This window comes from Neomoorella stamsii (assembly GCF_002995805.1).
In the GTDB taxonomy this organism is placed as follows: Bacteria; Bacillota; DSM-521; order Neomoorellales; family Neomoorellaceae; genus Neomoorella; species Neomoorella stamsii.
In genome coordinates this window covers 40,602-58,681 of sequence record NZ_PVXL01000029.1, presented here as the reverse complement: position 1 = coordinate 58,681, position 18,080 = coordinate 40,602, and the positions used below count along the sequence as shown (strand labels likewise).

Here is an 18,080-nt window from a genome sequence, read left to right as displayed (position 1 = left end):
ACTAAAGGGTCTTCTGCTGCCAAAATAGACTATCGCTTGCGTAATGTCAAGACTATATCAGGTGCTACATCAAAACGGGGCGACCCTCTAACGGGTAAGCCCGAAATATGACCAAATAGCCTTTCTTGGGGAGTCCGAACCATAAAGGCGCGTACTCTATTGTATTTGTCTGGATTATTCTCCATTCTCCTCCTAATTTCCTGCCCAAACCAGTCGGCACCGCTAACTGTCTTGCTTTAAGTTTTTCTTCCCTTGTTTTTTAAGAGGGAATAATGTAACACTCGATGCAATGGAAAACATAGACCCGCGGTAAAATGTCAAGACGCTGAATTGGAAATTTTAATGTCTCAAAATGTAAAAAGATAATAAGAAACCAAGCCGGTAAATCAAAACAGTAATTACCAGCGCAAACAGTAAAAGTAAGTTGCAAAAGAGGTATTTAACCCAACCTCCTTTGCCGGTAAATTTGGCCCTCACTCAGCAGCGTGAAGACCATACGCACGAGCTTGCGGGCAGTCAAGACCAGGGCACGTTTATGGTGATGATGCCTGGCTTCGGTAAATTTCTTACGGTAGAACGCGGCGTATTCCGGCTCCCGCAACCGGACGGAATTAGCCGCTTCAATGAGGTAGTACCGTAAGTAATAATTACCAGACCTGGTGAGGGGGATATCCTCGGCAGAAAACTTGCTGGACTGATGCTGCCGCCAGGTCAGGCCCGCGAATTTAGCAAGGGCATTTTGATTCTTAAATCTGGAGATGTCACCTATTTCCGCTACTATACCGGCAGTGTAAACTGGCCCTAAAACCTGGAATAGTGTCTAACGTTTGAGGAATGGCTTTTAGTTCTTTGGCAATGACCTGGTCGATTTTCTTCTGCTGGGTTTCAAAGAAACGGATCGTCTCCAGGGACATAGCCAGGGTAACATCAACAGCATCCCGCATTTTGGGGTTTAAACGGTAGGACTTGCGGGCCGCCTGTTTAATTACTCTAGCCATCTCCGGGACATCCTTCAAGCGATTATTACCGTGTTGCAGCATCATGTCGACCAGTTTCTCCACCGGCATATCAGCAATTTCATCAGGGGTGAGGTTGCCAACGACAGCCCGGGAGGCCTGCCCGAACAAATCGGAGAAGGGGCACTCCTTCTGGTATGTAGAGAACTTAAGGAATATCAGATTGAGGGCCCTGTTCTTCTCGCGGGTAAGGTTAGTGACCATATGATAGCGAAACCGGGTTAGCCGTTGCAACGGAGCATAGGTCATATCAGGAGGGGGGTGTTGGACGTACCCGTCCAAACCGCAAGCAATCAGCAATAACCCGGGCATCCAAGGCGTCGGTCTTAGCCATATCCGGGTAGATACGCTAAAAACATCGATTACCTTAGGGTTAATCACCGCTATTTCAGCATCAAAAGCCGAGAGTTCAGGAGCCTCATGCAGGGCCTGGGAAAGGTGCCACCAATACAGGTTAGTAGCTTCCATGCCAATCTTAACCTTATCAACATCAATAAGCTCAGCTTCAGCAATAACATTCCACAAGCCTTTCAGCCCCGGGGAGGTCGTTGGAGACGCTAAAACCGCAGACATCTTCGCCGGTATCATCAAGGATGCGCACCACATTGGTGTCAGAGCCTATATCGATACCGACAAAAAGGGTTTTACCCATAGCGAAAACACCTCCTTTCCCGGGAAAATAGCGAAGTAAAAATTGGGGTATCCCTGGGAACCCGGCGTAACAGCAACCTTGCTGATGAGCACCGACCCTTAAGAGACTGGTGCGCAGCTCCTTGCTGAAGGGAGAACCTCTAAAGGGCGTGCGACCCGCGTGTAAGCGGTTGCCGTCAGGCCCGGGGAGCAGTCTAAGTAAGCACTCAGTAGTAGTGCAGGAGAGAGTGAACTGCCCCGCCATCGGTTCTACCGTGATTGCCATAAAGTAAAGGATACCTCAAAGGTCAAACATTTTGCCCCCTCCTACCGGAGAAAAGCATTGCAGAAGAAACCGATGCCAACTGAAGGCGCTGCTCCCAAGGGCAGCGCCTGGTCGCCCATGTTACCCGCTTACTCGCCTTTTGCTGGAAGCTCCTGCATCGGCCGCGACATCTCTTCATAGCCCCGGTGAAAAGCTTCTTTAACCCTCTCCTCGCGGGCGAGGGGAGCAAACAAGGGTTTCAGGCGAAGAGGGTCGTGAGCAGGGGCTTTAAGCACCACCCCGCCGGATCCAAATTAGCCAAATTACTCCTTGACAAGAACTTGCTCTCCCTGTTATGCTAAAGGTGACAAGTGAAAAATGAGTTGAGTTGAGTACCTAGCTTAGATGAGGAGAGACGAGACTGGCCGGAGTGAAGGCAATAACAGCCTGGCGGTTTTCGTCAGGCTGTTTTTATTTATCCAGCCGTTCCGGGGCCGCAGCCCCGCCGGCAGTAATAATTCATTATCAAGGGGGACTTATCAATGGAAGAGGTCAAAGTAACCCGGGTGGAAAAGCAGGGGCTGCAGGCCATGGACGTGGTCGTGGTGGCCGTCCTGCTGGCAGCAGGCGCGGTACTCAGGATGATCACCCCGCCCTTCTTTGGCATCACACCCAACGTAGTCATCGGTATGTATGTCCTGGCCATCATGCTTTTGCGGCCCCGCCTGTCCCAGGTGCTGGGGATCGGCCTGGTGGCAGCCGCCGTCTGCCAGCTGACCACCAAATCTCTGCTGCCCTACCTGAATTTTGCCAGCGAACCGGTAGGAGCTATTGTTACCGCCCTTTTACTCTACCTGCCCTTTGATAAAAACAGCTTCTTCAGGGTAGTAAAACCCCTGGTAGTTACCTTCCTGGGTACCTTCGCCAGCGGTTTTACGTACATTACTATCTTTAAAGCCATAACTCTCTTTGCTACTTTACCCAAAAATCCCGCTTACACTTATCTTCTCATGGTAGTTATAGTTACCGGCATCTTTAACGCCGTCCTGGCCCAGGTACTCTATTTCCCCTTGAAGCAACTGCTGAAAAATGTTTAACCTGATAGAGCGCAGCAGCCCGGAGGCCGGTTCATGGAACCCATTATTAAAGTAGAGAATTTTACTTTTTACTATCCCGACAGCCAGGTGCCAGCCCTGGACGGAATAAACTTGACCGTCCAAGAGGGAGAATTTTTAGGCCTGACTGGCCCCGCCGGCGCCGGCAAGACCACCCTGGCCCTGGCCCTGAACGGCATCATCCCCAATTTTCAGGGAGGCCGTATGGGTGGCAGGGTAATGGTTGCCGGTTTAGACACGGCAAAAACCCCCTGCGCCCGGCTGGCCGGGGTTATCGGCAGCGTCTTCCAGGACCCGGAAGCCCAGCTGGTAGCGGAAGTAGTCGAGGATGAGCTGGCCTTCGGCCTGGAAAACCTGGCCGTCCCCCGGGAAGAAATGCGGCAGCGCATTGGCACCGCCCTGGAAATGGTGGGCATAGCCAGCCTGCGCCACCGTAGTTTACGGGAATTATCCGGCGGCCAGAAGCAAAAGGTGGCCATTGCCGCTGCCGTGGCTTTAAGGCCCAGGGTGCTGGTGCTGGATGAACCGACTTCCGAACTCGACCCCCGGGGGACTGTGGAAATCGTGGCCCTCCTGCAGCGGCTCAACCGGGACTATGGCATAACCATCCTCTTGATTGAACAAAAAATAAGTGTTCTCGCCCCCCGGGTCCCCCGTCTGATCTGTCTTAGCAAGGGCCGCATCGTGGCCGATGCCAGCCCGCGCCAGATCCTGGCCCAGGAGAAATTGACGACCGAACTGGGCCTGGAGGTACCCCCGGTGACAGCCCTGTTCCGGATGCTACGCCGGGCCGGCGTCTATCACGGCGACCTGCCCCTGGAGGTAGACGAAGGCCGGCGGGAACTGGGGCGCCTGCTTGGGAGCCGGGCGTCCAGGGCATAGCGGTACGCAGGTAAGTTATAAGATAGATGGTCCTGTTTCTTATGGAGACTCCACAGGGGTGAGCAGCTTCCCGGCCGCATTTATTTACAGCCAGGGATCTGGTACGGGCAGGGCAATACCATAGTGCAATCAGTAAATGCCTCATCTTATAACCGGCTAACCTTTGCGGGCGAGTTGAGGGCAACTGCTGTGCAGGGATCATGGGGAGAGAAAAACGCTGCCAGCCGGCGGTAAAAGATACCTGAAAGCTGTCGCCATCAGTACGGGGCGGCAACCTATATTTGGAGGCGCATAAAAATGATCCGGGCTGAAAATGTAGAGTTTACTTACCCCAACGGTTTCCAAGCCCTCAGGGACCTATCCTTTCATATTCGGTCCGGGGAATTCGTGGCCCTCATCGGCCAGAACGGCGCCGGGAAAACCACCCTCCTCAAGCTCCTGAACGGGCTTCTTAAACCCACAGTGGGCAGGATCCTGATCGGCGGCCTGGATACGGCCCGGGCACGGGTGGCTGAACTGGCCCGCAAGGTAGGCTTCCTTTTTCAAAACCCGGATCACCAGATCTTCCTGTCCACCGTCAGGGAAGAACTGGCCTTCGGTCCTAAGAATTTAGGTCTCAAAGGGGCGGCCCTGGAAGATAGGGTGGCGGAAGCGGCTGCTGCCGTAGGCCTCACCCCTTATCTGGATTTTAACCCCCGGCAGCTCAGCAAAGGCCAGCGCCAGCGGGTGGCCCTAGCCTCCGTCCTGGCCATGCAGCCGGAAGTCCTGGTCTTGGACGAACCCACCACCGGCCAGGATTACCGCGAAGCCCTGGAAATAATGAGGCTTGTCAAGAAGCTGCACCAGCAAGGCCACACAGTACTCCTCGTCAGCCACGATATGGAAATGGTGGCCCGCTTCGCCGGCCGGGCCCTGGTCCTGGGGGAAGGGCGGTTGCTCCTGGATGGGCCCGTGGCGACAGTTTTTGCCCGGGAAGATATCCTGAACGCCGCCGGCCTCGTACCTCCCCAGGCCATCCAGCTCGCCCGGCCTTACCAGGAACAGGGACTCCTGCGCCCCGTCCTGACGGTAGAAGAATTGTATGCCGAAATTATCGCCGCTTTAAGGGGTGAGGTAGATGCCCGGCAAGTCCTTCCTGCATAAACTCAACCCCCTTACCAAAGTCGTCTGGTCCCTGGCCGTTATTACCCTGGCCTTTGTCTACCAGCAACCCCTGCCGCTCCTTGGCCTCTGGGCCTCGGTCCTGGCCGTCGCCCTGATTGGTAAGGTGTTGCGGGAAATCTTGCCCGCCATCCGCGGGCTGATCATCTTTGCCGCCATCTTTTTCCTCTTTCAGGTCTTTTTAATCGACGAGGGCCAGGTTGTTTTTACCCTGGTACCAGGCACCGGCTTTGGCCGGATCACCGACGTGGGGCTCAAGGCCTGCACCATGCTCGCTTTAAGGATGCTGGCCATGACTTCCACCATTCCCGTTCTCCTGGCCACCACCCCGCCCAAGGATATGATTGTCGCCTTTGTGGAAAAACTCAAGGTACCCTATGTCTATGCCCTGATGCTGGTAACCTCTTTAAGGTTTATCCCTACCCTGCAGGAAGAATTGAGCCTGGTCATCCAGGCCCAGCGGGCCCGGGCCTACGACCTGGAAGGCCGCAATATTATCAAGCGCTTTCTGGCCCTCATCCCCCTGGCCCTCCCTCTCCTCCTCATGTCCGTCCAGCGGGCCCGGACCATGGCCATCTCCATGGAAACCCGCGCTTTTGGCACCGGCCCCCGTACCAGCCTGCACACCTCGACCTTCCAGTTACTGGACATAGGGGTAATCTCTTCGTGCCTGCTCCTGACGGCCGTCCTGGCGATTGTATCGCTGCGTTAAGATTATCCAGTCAGCCCACCGGCCCGCAACCGGCCAGAGGGAGGTGCTAAACTGGAGGTATAGTTACCTCTGGCCGGGGGCCAATCGGCCTGAAATCCGGTAATGCATTAGCCCCGGTATTGTAACCGGGGCTAATGTGTTTTTTTGCAACAGGTATCGGGCGAGTTTTAAAGTAAGGATATTGAGGATTCCTTGACTGGAGTTATTTTCAAGTATATACTTAAGGTAAACTTAAGTTTTAACTAATGCCTTCTTGGGGGGAAACGCATTGGAATTTGCCACCAGCAAGGAGCTACGTATTTATACTGGAAAGATATTAGAGAAGGTTAGGGCCGGGGAACGTTTTGCCATTACGCATCGGGGTAAGCCTGTGGCATGGCTAATACCCTTTGAAAATGACACTCCCGAATTTTCCCCTCTTCCCTATCATGAGGCGTGGGCAGATATTGAACGGGCCCTGGAAGCCAGCGAGCCATATTACCCTGACTGGCACGAAGCTCTCAAGGAAAGCAGGCGGCAAAAGTGATATTCGTAGATTCTGATGTATTACTAATCGACCTGCGCTATCGCCGTGACACTATGTATAAAGAAAACGCTGCTTTTTTAGCCGGGCTCAAGCATGGCAAGCAACAAGGTATTACATCGATCTTCAATGTTTTAGAGGTATGTGGTATCCTTTCCTATAACTTAAACGAGCAGCAGCTATTAAACCTTTATTATCATTTGCCGACCCATTATAACCTGCAAATTTACCCGCCCTCAAAGGAGTACCTGCCGCGCCTAACAATAAAAAGTATCCTGGCGATCATAAGTAAAAAGGCCAGCTTTGGCGATGCGCTGATTATCTATACGGTACGAAACATGGGTCCACTGGTATCGCACTATGTTAGCTGGAACGCCAGGCATTTCCTCCAGCAGTTGTCCATACCAGCTTTGACGCCAGCAGATGCCCTGAAAACTGGAATTTTAGGGGTATGATTCAAGCACCCTGAAAAAGCTTATATAGTTTAAAAAGCCATATACTCCCTGGTTCTGAGTACTTTTTTATGGGGGAGGGTTAACCACTTGGGTAGAGGTAAACGAACTAGCCTTGTGCTACTGGCAATTTTAACACTCACCCTGGCGTTGATAACCGGGTGCCAGCCCCGGGAGAAAGAAAAACTCCTTACAGCCAGCGGCACCATCGAAGCTACTGAGGTCAAGGTAATTGCCGAAGTTGGCGGGACGCTGCAGGAGCTGGCCGTCAAGGAGGGTGACACAGTCCCGGCCGGCAAGCTCATCGGCCGCCTGGACCAGGCGGCCTACCAGATCCAGGTGGCCCAGGCCGGGGCCGGTATAGCCGCAGCCCGGGCCGCTTTAGCCGAAGCCCGGGCAGGCGCCAGGTCCGAGGAAATTGCCGCCGCCGAACAGGAAGTAGCCCGCCTGGACGCCCAGGCAGCCATCGTGCAGGAGCAGGTAGCACTTCTGGAAGATAATCTGCGCCGGGCCCGGGAACTTTATCAGGCCGGGGCCCTGCCGGAACAGGAACTGCTAAACCGGGAAACCCAGTATAACCAGGCCCGGCACCAGTTAGAAGCAGCCCGGGCCCAGCTGGAAGAAGCCAAATCCCGGCTGTCCTTGCTCCGGGCCGGCAGCACACCGTACACCCTGGAGCGCCTGGAAGCCGGGGTGAAGCAGGGTGAAGCTAACCTGGCCTTAGCACAGTTAAATTTAAATAAAACTGCCCTGCGCTCCCCGGCTGCCGGCCTGGTAGCCAGCGTTAACTTTGAAAGGGGAGAACTGGTCCCCCCCGGGGCGGAAGTTGTGACCCTCCTGGACCTCAACAACCTGTGGCTCAATGTCTACATCCCAGAAAACAGGCTCGGGGAAGTGCAAATAGGCCAGCCGGTCCAGATCCAGGTGGACACCTATCCGGACCAGTCCTTCCCCGGCCAGGTAGAGTATATCGCTCCCCAGGCTGAATTTACCCCCCGCCAGGTCCAGACCAGGGAAGACCGGGTCAACCTGGTCTTCCGGGTAAAAATCCGGGTAACCGGGGGGCAGGATAAGTTGCGGCCGGGACTGCCTGCTGACGTTACCTTTATGCCCATCACCCCCTGAAAAGGAGACCAACCTATGAACCTTCGCTATCAGGTCGCCGGGCCAGGGACCGGAGACCAGCCCGGCACAGCCACGCCAGGTCACCAGGCTCTCCCGGCCATTGAGGTCACCAACTTAAGCAAAAATTTTGGTCCCATCCAGGCCGTGCGCCAGGTGAGCTTCCAGGTCCCCGCAGGTAGCATCTTTGGCCTCCTGGGTCCCAACGGTTCAGGCAAAAGCACCACCATCCGCATGCTGTGCGGCCTGATGCGGCCCAGCAGCGGCAGCGGCCAGGTCTTAGGCCTGGACATTATCACTCAGGCTGAAGCCATCAAGGCCAGCATCGGCTATATGTCGCAAAAATTCAACCTCTACGAGGACCTCACCGTCGCCGAAAACCTGCATTTTTTTGGCAGCATTTATGGCCTCTGTAGTACGGCCCTTACCCGGCGCTGCCGGGAACTCTACGAACACATGCGCCTGGGCGGACGCGAGAAACAAAGGGTAGGTACTTTGTCCGGTGGCTGGAAGCAGCGGGTGGCCCTGGCCTGCGCCTTTATCCACCGGCCGCGTTTGCTGGTCCTGGACGAACCTACCGCCGGCGTCGACCCCGTTTCCCGCCGCCTTTTCTGGGACCTCCTGGAGGGGCTGGCTGCCGAGGGCATTACCATCCTGGTTACTACCCACTATATGGACGAGGCGGAACGATGCCACCTTATAGCCCTCATGGACCGCGGCCGTCTCCATGCCTTTGGCCCCCCGGCGCGGCTCATGGCAGCGGCCGGCCTGCCGACCCTGGAAGACGTCTTTATCAACATGGCCGGTACAGAGGGTGATTAGGACAAACAGGCAGCCCTCCCGGCCACCTGCCGGCTTATTTTATACCATCGCAGGGAGTGATTACCACGAACAGGCAGCGGTTACGGGCCATTATCCGGAAAGAATTTATCCACATCCGTCGGGATCCCCCCAGCCTGGTAATGGTCTTTATTATGCCGGTGCTGATGCTGCTCCTTTTTGGCTATGCCGTGAACACCGATGTCAATCACATCCCCCTGGCCGTCTTTGACCAGGACTGGAGCCAGGACAGCCGCCTGCTTGTTGCCAGCTTGGTCAACACCGGCTACTTCGACCTGGCCTTCCAGGCAGGCAGCGAAGCGGAGTTGAAATCCCTCCTGGACAGCGGCCGCGTCCAGGCCGGCCTGGTCATCCCCGCCGGCTATACCCGGAGCTTAAAGCGGCAGGAAACGGCCACCGCCCAGCTTCTCATTGACGGTTCCGACCCTTTGGTGGCCCGTACCGCCCTTTCCATGGCGGAAATAGTTGCTCAGGCCAGAACCCAGGAATTACAGCTAACTGTTATGGAAAGGGAGGGCCTGGTCCTGCCTCCCGGCCCGGCCATTGACCTACGGGTGCGGGCCTGGTACAACCCCGGCCTGGAGAGCTTGAAATTCAACATTCCGGGGCTCATCGGGTTAATCATGCAAAATATAACCATGATGCTGACGGCCTTTGCCCTGGTGCGGGAACGAGAACGGGGCACCCTGGAGCAATTGATGGTAACCCCCATCCGCGGCCCGGAATTAATGCTCGGCAAGCTCATCCCCTACATTGTCGTTGCCTTTATCGACATGGGCCTCGCACTGGGGACAGCTACTCTGTGGTTTAAGGTGCCCATCGCCGGGAGCACTCTCCTGCTCCTGGGACTGACCGTCCTTTTTCTCGTCTTCGCCCTGGGATTGGGCATGTTTATCTCCACCGTTGCCCGTACCCAACTCCAAGCCATGCAGATGACCATGCTCTTCATCCTGCCCAGTGTCCTGTTGAGCGGTTTCATTTTTCCCCGCGCTTCCATGCCCCGGCCCATCCAGTACCTGGGCAACCTGCTACCCCTCACCTATTTTCTGGAAATCCTCCGGGGCATTATGCTTAAAGGTATAGGAATTAACTATCTATGGAAGGACGTCTGGGCCCTGACCGGCTTTGGTACCGGCATTATCACCCTGGCCGCCTTTCGTTTTCGCAAGCAGGTAGAGTAACGCTGAAAGTGGGAGTGATCGCCAAGTGGAAATCAGGGACAAAATTCTGGCCAACATGAAAAGGCTGGCCAGAGATAGAGGGTTCCACGCTGTTACCACCGATGAACTAGCTGCCGCCTGCGGGATAAGCAAGCGCACCCTGAATGAAAGAAGTTTGCCCCGGCCGTATAACTATACCCTTTCCGGTAAAGGTTAATTAAGGGGTGCCCTTGCTTGGAAGAAAAGGACCTTATCCGTAGCCTCAACTGGTTCTACAGCCTGGAAATCGAGCAGGTAGACCTCTATAAGAGCCAGGCCCGGGCAGCAACGGACATTTACCTGCGGCAGGCGCTGACCAGGGTAGCGGCTATGGAACAGGAACACGTAATCAACCTGGAAGCGGAAATCAGCCGCCGCGGCGCCACCCCGACCCGCCTGGGAGCCATCATTGCTCCCCTCCTGGGGGTGGCAACCGGGACCATCCTCAACTGGACCAATACCCGCACCCTCCTCTGGGCCAACATTACTTTAGAAGAAAAGGCCATGGCTGACTACAAACGGCTGATTCTTAAAGTTGCCGAAAAACCCCTTTTTAACCTCCTCTGGAGCCACCTCATTGATGAAGACCTGCATGCTGCCTGGTTCAGCAATAAGCTGAAAGAGCTGGACCGCCTGGCCCTGCATTAACAGGATGGTAATAGAAAAACTTGACAGGAAAAATAGGATGAGTTATTATTACTATAAACTATACCAAATGAATATACTTTAGACTGGATGTAGTTTTACATGCGCTTAAACCAGGCCACCGATTATGCCTTCCGCGCCGTCCTGTACCTGGCGAAACTGGAACCGGGCACCATCGCCGAAGCCCAGACGATTGCTTCCCGCGAAGATATCCCCATGCGCTTCTTGCTTAAAATCATGCGTTCCCTGGTGCAGGCCGGAATAGTGCAATCCTACCGCGGCGTCAGCGGCGGTTTTGCCCTGGCCCGGCCGGCGCGGGAAATTACCCTGCTGGATGTCGTCGAAGCAGTAGAAGGACCGGTTAGCGTTAACCGCTGCCTCCTGGACCCGGAGTACTGTAATAAACACGGCACCCCGTACTGCCCGGTACACCGGGCGCTGGAATCAGTCCAGGACGCCCTGCGCCGGGAACTGAAGCGTTACAACTTCGCCGAGCTGGCCGGGGAAAATTGAGTAAAGACTTGAAAGGAGGGATTATTTTCAAATAAACTATACTATCTTGGTATACTTTATATATTTTGAGGGGAGGAGAAAAGTTATGGATGCACTCTTGCTGGCCAGGTGGCAGTTCGGGATTACCTCGGTTTACCACTTCCTCTTCGTCCCCCTGACCCTGGGACTATCAGTCCTGGTGGCCATCATGGAAACTATCTACGTCCGCACTGGTGATGAAACTTACAAGAACATGGCCCGCTTCTGGGGCAGGCTCTTCCTCATCAACTTTGCCATGGGCGTTGTGACCGGTATCGTCCAGGAGTTTCATTTCGGCATGAACTGGTCCGAATACTCCCGTTTCGTCGGGGATATCTTCGGCGCCCCCCTGGCCGTAGAAGCCCTGGCCGCCTTTTTCCTGGAATCCACCTTTCTGGGCCTGTGGCTCTTTGGCTGGGATAAGCTGCCTAAAGCTCTCCACGCCGCCTGCATCTGGCTGGTGGCCATCGGCACCAATCTTTCCGCCTTCTGGATCCTGGTGGCCAACTCCTTTATGCAGGAGCCGGTGGGCTATGTCTTGCGTAACGGCCGGGCCGAGATGACGGATTTCTTTGCCCTGCTGACCAACCCCCATGTCCTCTATCAATTCCCCCACACCGTCCTGGCCGGCTTTGTGACGGCGGCCTTTTTCGTCATGGGGATCAGCGCCTACCACCTCCTGCGGCAAAGCCAATTAGAGCCTTTCCGCCGTTCCTTCCGGCTGGCTTTGATCACGGGCGTCATCAGCAGCCTGCTGGTGGCGGCCGTCGGCCACTTCCAGGGCCAGTACCTGGTCAATGCCCAGCCCATGAAGATGGCAGCCGCCGAAGCCTTGTGGGAGAGTGCCGATCCGGCCCCCCTGGCCCTGGTGACCCTGGTTGATGCAAAAGACCAGACCAATACCTTCGAGATTAAGATTCCCGCCCTGGCCAGTTTTCTTGCCTATAACAGCTTTCAGGGCGAGGTTAAAGGCCTGAAGGATCTTCAGGCCGCGGCAGAGGCCAGCTACGGCCCCGGCAATTATATCCCGCCGGTCGCCCCGGTCTTCTGGAGCTTCCGCCTGATGGTCGTCGCCGGGCTGTGGTTAATTTTACTGTCCCTTTACAGCCTGTACCTGTGGCGGCGGAGACGCCTGGAAGAAAAACCCCTGGTCCTCAAAGCCCTCCTCTGGAGCATTCCCGTGCCCTATCTCGCCAACACCGCTGGCTGGTTGATGGCTGAGATCGGTCGCTATCCCTGGATTGTCTACGGACTGCAGCGGGTCGAGGCGGCCGTCTCGCCCGGAGTATCCGCCGCCGCTATTTTTACGACCCTGGTGGCTTTTACCCTGCTGTACGGGGTCCTGGCGGTAGCCGACGTCTACCTCCTGGCTAAATACGCCCGGCAAGGTGTTGAGACAACTCCTGCCACCAGGATGTTAGATAATTCCGGGGAGGTATCCTTATGGATCTAACTGTCCTCTGGTTTATCCTGGTAGCCGTCCTTTTTGCCGGCTTCTTTTTCCTGGAAGGCTTTGACTACGGCGTCGGTATTCTCCTGCCCTTCCTTGGGAAAAGCGATGGAGAGCGCCGCGCCATCATCAACAGCATCGGCCCCTTCTGGGACGGCAACGAGGTGTGGATGCTCACCGCCGGCGGGGCCATGTTTGCCGCCTTCCCCCACTGGTACGCCACCCTTTTCAGCGGCTTTTACCTGGCGTTATTCCTTATCCTCGTCGCCCTGATCGTGCGCGGGGTAGCCTTTGAATTCCGCAGCAAGGATGACCGCCCGGCCTGGCGTAACTTCTGGGACTGGATGCTTTTCCTGGGGAGCCTCTTGCCGGCCCTCCTCTGGGGCGTGGCCATGGCCAACCTGATCCGGGGCGTACCCATTGACGCCCGGATGCAGTATGCCGGTACCTTTTTCGATCTCCTTTCCCCCTACACCCTGCTGGGGGGCTTGACCTCTCTGCTCCTTTTCACCCTGCAGGGGGCACTTTTCCTGGCCCTCAAAACCGGGGATGAACTGCCGGAGCGCGCCCGGCAGGCGGGGCTAAAGATAGGTACCGGCGCTGTGGCGGCCCTCCTCCTGCTGCTAATTATGAGTTACCGGGAAACCGACATCTTTACCCGGATGGTACCCGGAATCGCCGCCTGGGGCGCCCTGGTGGCTCTTCTCCTGGCCTGGTGGTCGCTCAGCTCCCGGAGCTACGGCGGGGCTTTTATCTTGAACGGTCTGACCATCCTCCTGGGCACTGCGGCTCTCTTTGGCGGCCTCTTTCCCCGGGTGATGGTTTCCAGCCTGAATCCCCGGTGGAGCCTGACCATTTACCAGGCCTCCTCCAGCCCCTATACCCTTAAAGTTATGACCATCGTCGCCCTCACCCTGGTACCCGTGGTCCTCCTTTACCAGGGCTGGACCTACTGGGTATTCCGCCAGCGGGTTAAGGCCAGGGACTTGGAATATTAGAGGTGAGAAGTGGGAGGCCTGCTGGAACTGGCTGCGGCAAGTACTTATAAGGGATATCCAGGACTCTCCAGCTGGGGGCAAAAGATATGATGCTCCATAAAGATTTAATGCGCGAGGCCGGGAGGGTACGCTTCCACCTGGCCCTTACGGTGGGGCTGGGAGTGGGAGCCGGTCTCCTGGCCATTTTACAGGCCAGCTACCTGGCCCGGGTGGTGAACGGGGTCTTCCTGGAAGGGCAGGACCTTCGGGGTATCTGGCACTGGCTCATGGCCCTCCTGGGCATCATTTTCCTCCGGGCGGGCCTGGCCTGGGGTGTGGAGGTGGCGGCCCACCGGGCCGCGGCCCGAATCAAATATGACCTGCGCCAGCGCCTGGTGGGCCACTTCCTGGCCGTAGGTCCATTACCTTTGAAGGATGAGCATACCGGGGAGCTGGTCAATGTCCTGGTGGAAGGAGTTGAGGACCTGGAGGCTTATTTTGCCCGCTATTTGCCCCAACTGGCCCTGGCGGCCCTGGTGCCCCTGATGGTCCTGGGTTTCGTCTTCCCCCTGGACCTGTTTTCCGGCCTGCTCCTCCTTTTCACTGCCCCCCTGATCCCCCTATTCATGCTCCTCATCGGCAGGCGGGCAGAAACCCTCAGCCAGCAGCAGTGGCAAACTTTAAGCGGCCTGAGCGCCCATTTCCTGGATGTCTTGCAGGGCCTCACCACCTTGAAAATTTTCGGCCGCAGCAAGGCCCAGGCCGAGGTCCTGACCCGTCTCAGTGACCGTTTCCGGTCCACCACCCTGGGAGTACTGCGGGTTGCCTTTCTCTCGGCCCTGGTGCTGGAACTCGTAGCTACCATCAGTACCGCCCTGGTGGCCGTCACCGTGGGGCTGCGCCTGGTTTATGCCCGGATACCCTTTAATGAAGCCCTCTTCCTTTTGCTGGTAGCCCCGGAATTCTACCTGCCCCTGCGGCTCCTGGGCAGCCAGTTCCATGCCGGCCTGGCCGGCGTCAGTGCCGCCCGGCGAATCTTCGCCGTTCTGGATATGGCAGGCCCTTGCACTACCCCGGCCCCGGCAGTAGCGGGCGTGATGGTCAAATCCCTGCCTCGAGGCGCGGGAACAGGAAATTTCCCGCCGGGCAGGGAAAGCCGCGTACAGCCGCCGGGTCTGCATATTGTCCTGGCAGGGGTTCATTACACTTACCCGGATAGGGAACGGCCGGCCCTGGAAGAGGTCTCCCTGGAACTCCGGCCGGGGGAAAAGGTGGCCCTGGTTGGTCCCAGCGGCGGGGGGAAAAGCACCATCGCCCACCTGCTCCTGCGTTTCCTGGAGCCCGACCGGGGGCTGATTACCGTCAACGGCCTTCCTTTAAACCAGATCCCCCTGGAGGAATGGCGCCGGCAGGTGGCTCTGGTTCCCCAGCATCCCTACCTTTTCAGCGGTACTATAGCTGACAATATCCTCCTGGGACGTCCGGATGCCTCGCGGGAGGAAATGGTGGCAGCGGCCCGCCTCGCCGGGGCCCACGAGTTCATTGCCGCCCTGCCCCGGGGCTATGATACGCCCATTGGTGAACGGGGGCTGCGCTTGAGCGGCGGCCAGGCCCGGCGCCTGGCCATTGCCAGGGCTTTCCTTAAAGATGCCCCCCTATTAATCCTGGACGAAGTTACCGCCGGCCTGGACCCTGGCGGTGACCAGGTAATCCAGGAAGCCCTGGAACGCCTGATGGAGGGCCGTACGGTGCTGATTATCGCCCACCGCCTCAGCACTGTCTACCGGGCGGACCGCATCGTGGTCCTGGCCTCCGGCCGGGTGGTGGAAACGGGGCGGCACGAGGACCTCATGGCGCAGCAGGGTGCCTATTACCGCTTAGTCACGGCCTTTCATTGCGCGTCCGGAAGGTCTGTTGCCCGGGATGAAGGGCCCGGAAGTACGCCTGCCCCTGACCCACAAAGCTGCGCCACCCTCTACCGGCGGATAAGCCCTACCTTTCTTAAGCGGAGAACTACCACCGCCGGTACCTTCATCCGCCTCCTGGGGTTAATTACGCCCTCCTGGCCTGCCGTCCTGGGGGCCACCCTGCTGGGCTTTTTCACCGTGGCAAGCAACGTCGGCCTCATGGCTACCGCTGCCTTTCTCATTGCCAGCGCCGCCCTCCACCCGCCGGTTTTAGACCTCATGCTCCCCATCGTCGGGGTGCGCTTTTTTGGTATCTCCCGTGCCGCCAGTCGCTACCTGGAACGTTATGTCAACCATAGCGTAACCTTGCACATCCTCAGCCGGCTGCGGGTTTCCTTTTACCAGGCCCTTGAACCCCTGGCCCCGGCCCGGTTACCGGACCACCACAGTGGCGACTTACTGAGCCGGGTCGTGGCCGATGTGGCGACCCTGGAAAACTTTTATCTCCGCGTCCTGGCCCCGCCCCTGGTGGCCCTGCTGGTAATGGTGGCGGTTTTCGTTTTCCTGGCCCATTTTGCTGTCAAGCCGGCCCTGGCCTGGCTGTTATTTTTCCTTGGGGCCGGCATCATTGCGCCCCTGGGCCTGAAGGCTGCTGGCCGGAGTGCAGGCCGTCAGCAGGGTGAGGTGCGGGCGGCCCTTAACGCCCTCCTGGTGGATACCGTTCAGGGCATGCCTGAAATCCTGGCCTTCGGCCGCGCCAGGCTGCAGCAGGAACGCATCGCCGCCTTGAGCCGGGAACTGCTGGTTCTCCAGGGCCACGAGGCCTGGAGAACCGGGCTGGCAGCCGCCCTGACAGGCCTGGCCATGAACCTGGCCCTGTGGTTCGTCCTGGTGCTGGCCATCCCCCTGGTGGACCGCGGCCAGCTGGACGGTATCTACCTGGCCATGCTGGCCCTGGGGGCGGCCGCTAGCTTTGAGGCCGTCCTGCCCCTGCCTATGATCTTTGAGCACCTGGAGGCAAGCCTGGCCGCAGCCCGGCGGCTCTTCGCCCTTACCGATACCCGGCCTGCCGTCCAGGACCCGCCCGGCCCCGCACCACAGCCAGCGGGATACCACCTGCAGATAAAAGGACTGCGCTTTCGCTACGCCCCGGGAGAACCCTGGGTCCTGGACGGCATCGACTTTACCCTGCCCGAGGGCGGCCGGCTGGCCATTGTCGGTCCCAGCGGGGCCGGAAAAAGCACATTAGTAAATCTGCTCCTGCGCTTTTGGGATTACGAGGAAGGGTCCATCTGCCTGGGGGGACACGAACTCAAGGCCTATCCCCAGGAAGAGCTACGGCGCCTGGTCGTTGTAGTTTCCCAACGCACCCATCTCTTCCATGCTACTATTGGCGAAAACCTCCTGCTGGCCAGGCCCGGCGCGAGCCAGGAGGAGATCCAGCAGGCCGCGCGGCAAGCCCGGCTGCACGAATTTATCCAGAGCCTGCCCCGGGGATACGGCACCTGTATCGGTGAAGAGGGACTAAAACTCTCCGGGGGCCAGCGCCAGCGCCTGGCCATTGCCCGCGCCCTTTTGAAAAACGCCCCCATCCTGGTGCTGGATGAGGCCACCACCGGCCTGGACCCGGTGACTGAGGAGGAAGTAATGCAGGCTATCTACCGTTTAATGGCCGGCCGGACCACCCTGGTCATAACCCACCGCCTGGCGGGCCTGGAGGCCATGGATGAGATCCTGGTCCTGGATAAGGGACGGGTAGTCCAGCGGGGACGGCATGAGGAACTTCTCCGGCAAGAGGGGCTTTACCGCCAGATGTGGGAGCTGCAGCACGAAGTATTACCTTAGAAAAAGCCCGGGGACTGCCTTGATATGTCGCTCCCCGGGTGAAAATAATCGGCCAGCTTAAGCTCTGGGCTGATTTTTTCAGCCTCTGCCGAGGCTGGACAGTTAGCCCTTACTTTTTAGTACCACTTTGGGAATATTGCTCTAAAATCCGGACCAGCTCTTTCCCGGCCCGCTCCAGGTCGTCGTTAACGATCACGTGCCGGTACCTATCGACATAGCCCATTTCCATGTCCACCCGTTCCATCCTTCTGGCTATCACCCCGGCGTCCTTTTCCCTCCCGGCCAGCCGCTGGCGCAATTCTTCCATACTTGGCGGGGCAATAAAAATCGGGACGACATTTTCAGGGAAGCGCTCCATGACCTCAACGCATCCCAGGACATCCATGTCGGTAATAATATCATAGCCGTTCTCCAGGGCATAAACAATTGTCGGTAAATGGGTACCGTAGTAGTCCCCGGAATGAATCTGCTTCCATTCCAGGAAGGCTCCCTGAGCGATCATTGCTTCAAAATAAGCTTTACTGATAAAAAAATACGGGAAGCCCTGGGCTTCCCCCGGTCGCATGGGGCGGGTGGTTATTGAGGGCAGGTAGTAAATACCCCGGACCCGCTCCAGGGCATAGTTCAACAGGGTATTCTTCCCCACCCCGGAAGGCCCGGAAACGACGAAAAAGAAACCCTTCCTGTTCCTTTTATCCTCAACTTGGAAGTTGACTACCAGATCCTTTATAAGTTCCCTTACCATGATGCCACCAGTCAAAGATATTTAACGCCTTCATTTTAACATACTGTCCTGGGGGAAGCAATG

19 protein-coding genes are annotated in these 18,080 nt (G+C 57.3%); 15 read left to right on the top strand and 4 right to left on the bottom strand.

What is annotated here, in order from left to right; translation table 11 throughout:
• Positions 1–439: 439 nt before the first annotated feature.
• From MOST_RS18460 to MOST_RS17590, 3 genes are read right to left on the bottom strand one after another with little or no spacing between them, the layout of a single operon-like run.
• Complete coding sequence (locus MOST_RS18460) at positions 440–760, bottom strand: transposase (protein WP_422879871.1); 321 nt, start codon at positions 758–760, stop codon at positions 440–442.
• 1 nt (position 761) lies between these two features.
• Positions 762–1,541 (bottom strand): hypothetical protein, encoded by a 780-nt coding sequence (locus MOST_RS17860; protein ID WP_244267237.1) that lies wholly within the window; start codon positions 1,539–1,541, stop codon positions 762–764.
• Positions 1,522–1,668 carry a hypothetical protein gene (locus MOST_RS17590; protein WP_208974873.1) on the bottom strand — a complete coding sequence of 49 codons (147 nt, stop codon included), beginning with the start codon at positions 1,666–1,668 and terminating at the stop codon, positions 1,522–1,524. Before MOST_RS17590 ends, MOST_RS17860 begins: the two co-directional genes overlap by 20 nt.
• Before the next feature lie 785 nt (positions 1,669–2,453).
• Between MOST_RS17590 and MOST_RS05195 the strand changes: the two genes are divergently transcribed.
• From MOST_RS05195 to cydD, 15 genes are all read left to right on the top strand, one after another.
• Positions 2,454–3,008, top strand: a complete 555-nt coding sequence (locus MOST_RS05195; RefSeq protein ID WP_054937996.1) for a tryptophan transporter — start codon at positions 2,454–2,456, stop codon at positions 3,006–3,008.
• A gap of 33 nt (positions 3,009–3,041) precedes the next feature.
• Positions 3,042–3,908 (top strand): ATP-binding cassette domain-containing protein, encoded by an 867-nt coding sequence (locus tag MOST_RS05190; protein WP_054937997.1) that lies wholly within the window; start codon positions 3,042–3,044, stop codon positions 3,906–3,908.
• Between the two features lie 297 nt (positions 3,909–4,205).
• The gene (locus MOST_RS05185) at positions 4,206–5,051 is read left to right on the top strand and encodes an energy-coupling factor ABC transporter ATP-binding protein (protein WP_054937998.1); all 846 of its coding nucleotides are present in this window, start codon (positions 4,206–4,208) and stop codon (positions 5,049–5,051) included.
• Positions 5,026–5,781, top strand: a complete 756-nt coding sequence (locus MOST_RS05180) for an energy-coupling factor transporter transmembrane component T family protein (RefSeq protein WP_054937999.1) — start codon at positions 5,026–5,028, stop codon at positions 5,779–5,781. Before MOST_RS05185 ends, MOST_RS05180 begins: the two co-directional genes overlap by 26 nt.
• Positions 5,782–6,049: 268 nt before the next feature.
• On the top strand, positions 6,050–6,307 hold the full coding sequence (locus MOST_RS05175) for a type II toxin-antitoxin system Phd/YefM family antitoxin (protein ID WP_054938000.1): 258 nt from the start codon (positions 6,050–6,052) through the stop codon (positions 6,305–6,307).
• Positions 6,304–6,759, top strand: a complete 456-nt coding sequence (locus MOST_RS05170) for a hypothetical protein (RefSeq protein ID WP_054938001.1) — start codon at positions 6,304–6,306, stop codon at positions 6,757–6,759. Before MOST_RS05175 ends, MOST_RS05170 begins: the two co-directional genes overlap by 4 nt.
• An 87-nt stretch (positions 6,760–6,846) precedes the next feature.
• Positions 6,847–7,881 carry an HlyD family secretion protein gene (locus MOST_RS05165; protein ID WP_054938002.1) on the top strand — a complete coding sequence of 345 codons (1,035 nt, stop codon included), beginning with the start codon at positions 6,847–6,849 and terminating at the stop codon, positions 7,879–7,881.
• Positions 7,882–7,896: 15 nt separating this feature from the next.
• Positions 7,897–8,700 (top strand): ABC transporter ATP-binding protein, encoded by an 804-nt coding sequence (locus MOST_RS05160; RefSeq protein ID WP_083476810.1) that lies wholly within the window; start codon positions 7,897–7,899, stop codon positions 8,698–8,700.
• A gap of 56 nt (positions 8,701–8,756) precedes the next feature.
• Positions 8,757–9,899 (top strand): ABC transporter permease, encoded by a 1,143-nt coding sequence (locus MOST_RS05155; RefSeq protein ID WP_054938003.1) that lies wholly within the window; start codon positions 8,757–8,759, stop codon positions 9,897–9,899.
• 25 nt (positions 9,900–9,924) lie between these two features.
• Positions 9,925–10,095 carry a TetR/AcrR family transcriptional regulator gene (locus MOST_RS05150; RefSeq protein WP_083476811.1) on the top strand — a complete coding sequence of 57 codons (171 nt, stop codon included), beginning with the start codon at positions 9,925–9,927 and terminating at the stop codon, positions 10,093–10,095.
• Positions 10,096–10,112: 17 nt separating this feature from the next.
• A complete protein-coding gene (locus tag MOST_RS05145) occupies positions 10,113–10,565 on the top strand; it encodes a ferritin-like domain-containing protein (protein ID WP_054938004.1) in 453 nt (150 codons plus the stop codon).
• Between the two features lie 99 nt (positions 10,566–10,664).
• Positions 10,665–11,075, top strand: a complete 411-nt coding sequence (locus MOST_RS05140; RefSeq protein ID WP_054938005.1) for an RrF2 family transcriptional regulator — start codon at positions 10,665–10,667, stop codon at positions 11,073–11,075.
• An 85-nt stretch (positions 11,076–11,160) separates the two neighbouring features.
• Positions 11,161–12,546 (top strand): cytochrome ubiquinol oxidase subunit I, encoded by a 1,386-nt coding sequence (locus MOST_RS05135; RefSeq protein ID WP_054938006.1) that lies wholly within the window; start codon positions 11,161–11,163, stop codon positions 12,544–12,546.
• Entirely contained in the window at positions 12,537–13,541 is a 1,005-nt protein-coding gene (cydB, locus tag MOST_RS05130) for a cytochrome d ubiquinol oxidase subunit II (RefSeq protein WP_054938007.1), read from the top strand. The genes MOST_RS05135 and cydB overlap by 10 nt, the downstream gene beginning before the upstream one ends.
• An 86-nt stretch (positions 13,542–13,627) precedes the next feature.
• A complete protein-coding gene (gene cydD / locus MOST_RS17855) occupies positions 13,628–17,272 on the top strand; it encodes a thiol reductant ABC exporter subunit CydD (RefSeq protein WP_083476812.1) in 3,645 nt (1,214 codons plus the stop codon).
• 109 nt (positions 17,273–17,381) lie between these two features.
• Here cydD and gmk read toward each other — a convergent pair whose 3' ends face one another.
• Complete coding sequence (gmk, locus tag MOST_RS05120) at positions 17,382–18,032, bottom strand: guanylate kinase (RefSeq protein ID WP_161952800.1); 651 nt, start codon at positions 18,030–18,032, stop codon at positions 17,382–17,384.
• Positions 18,033–18,080: the final 48 nt, after the last annotated feature.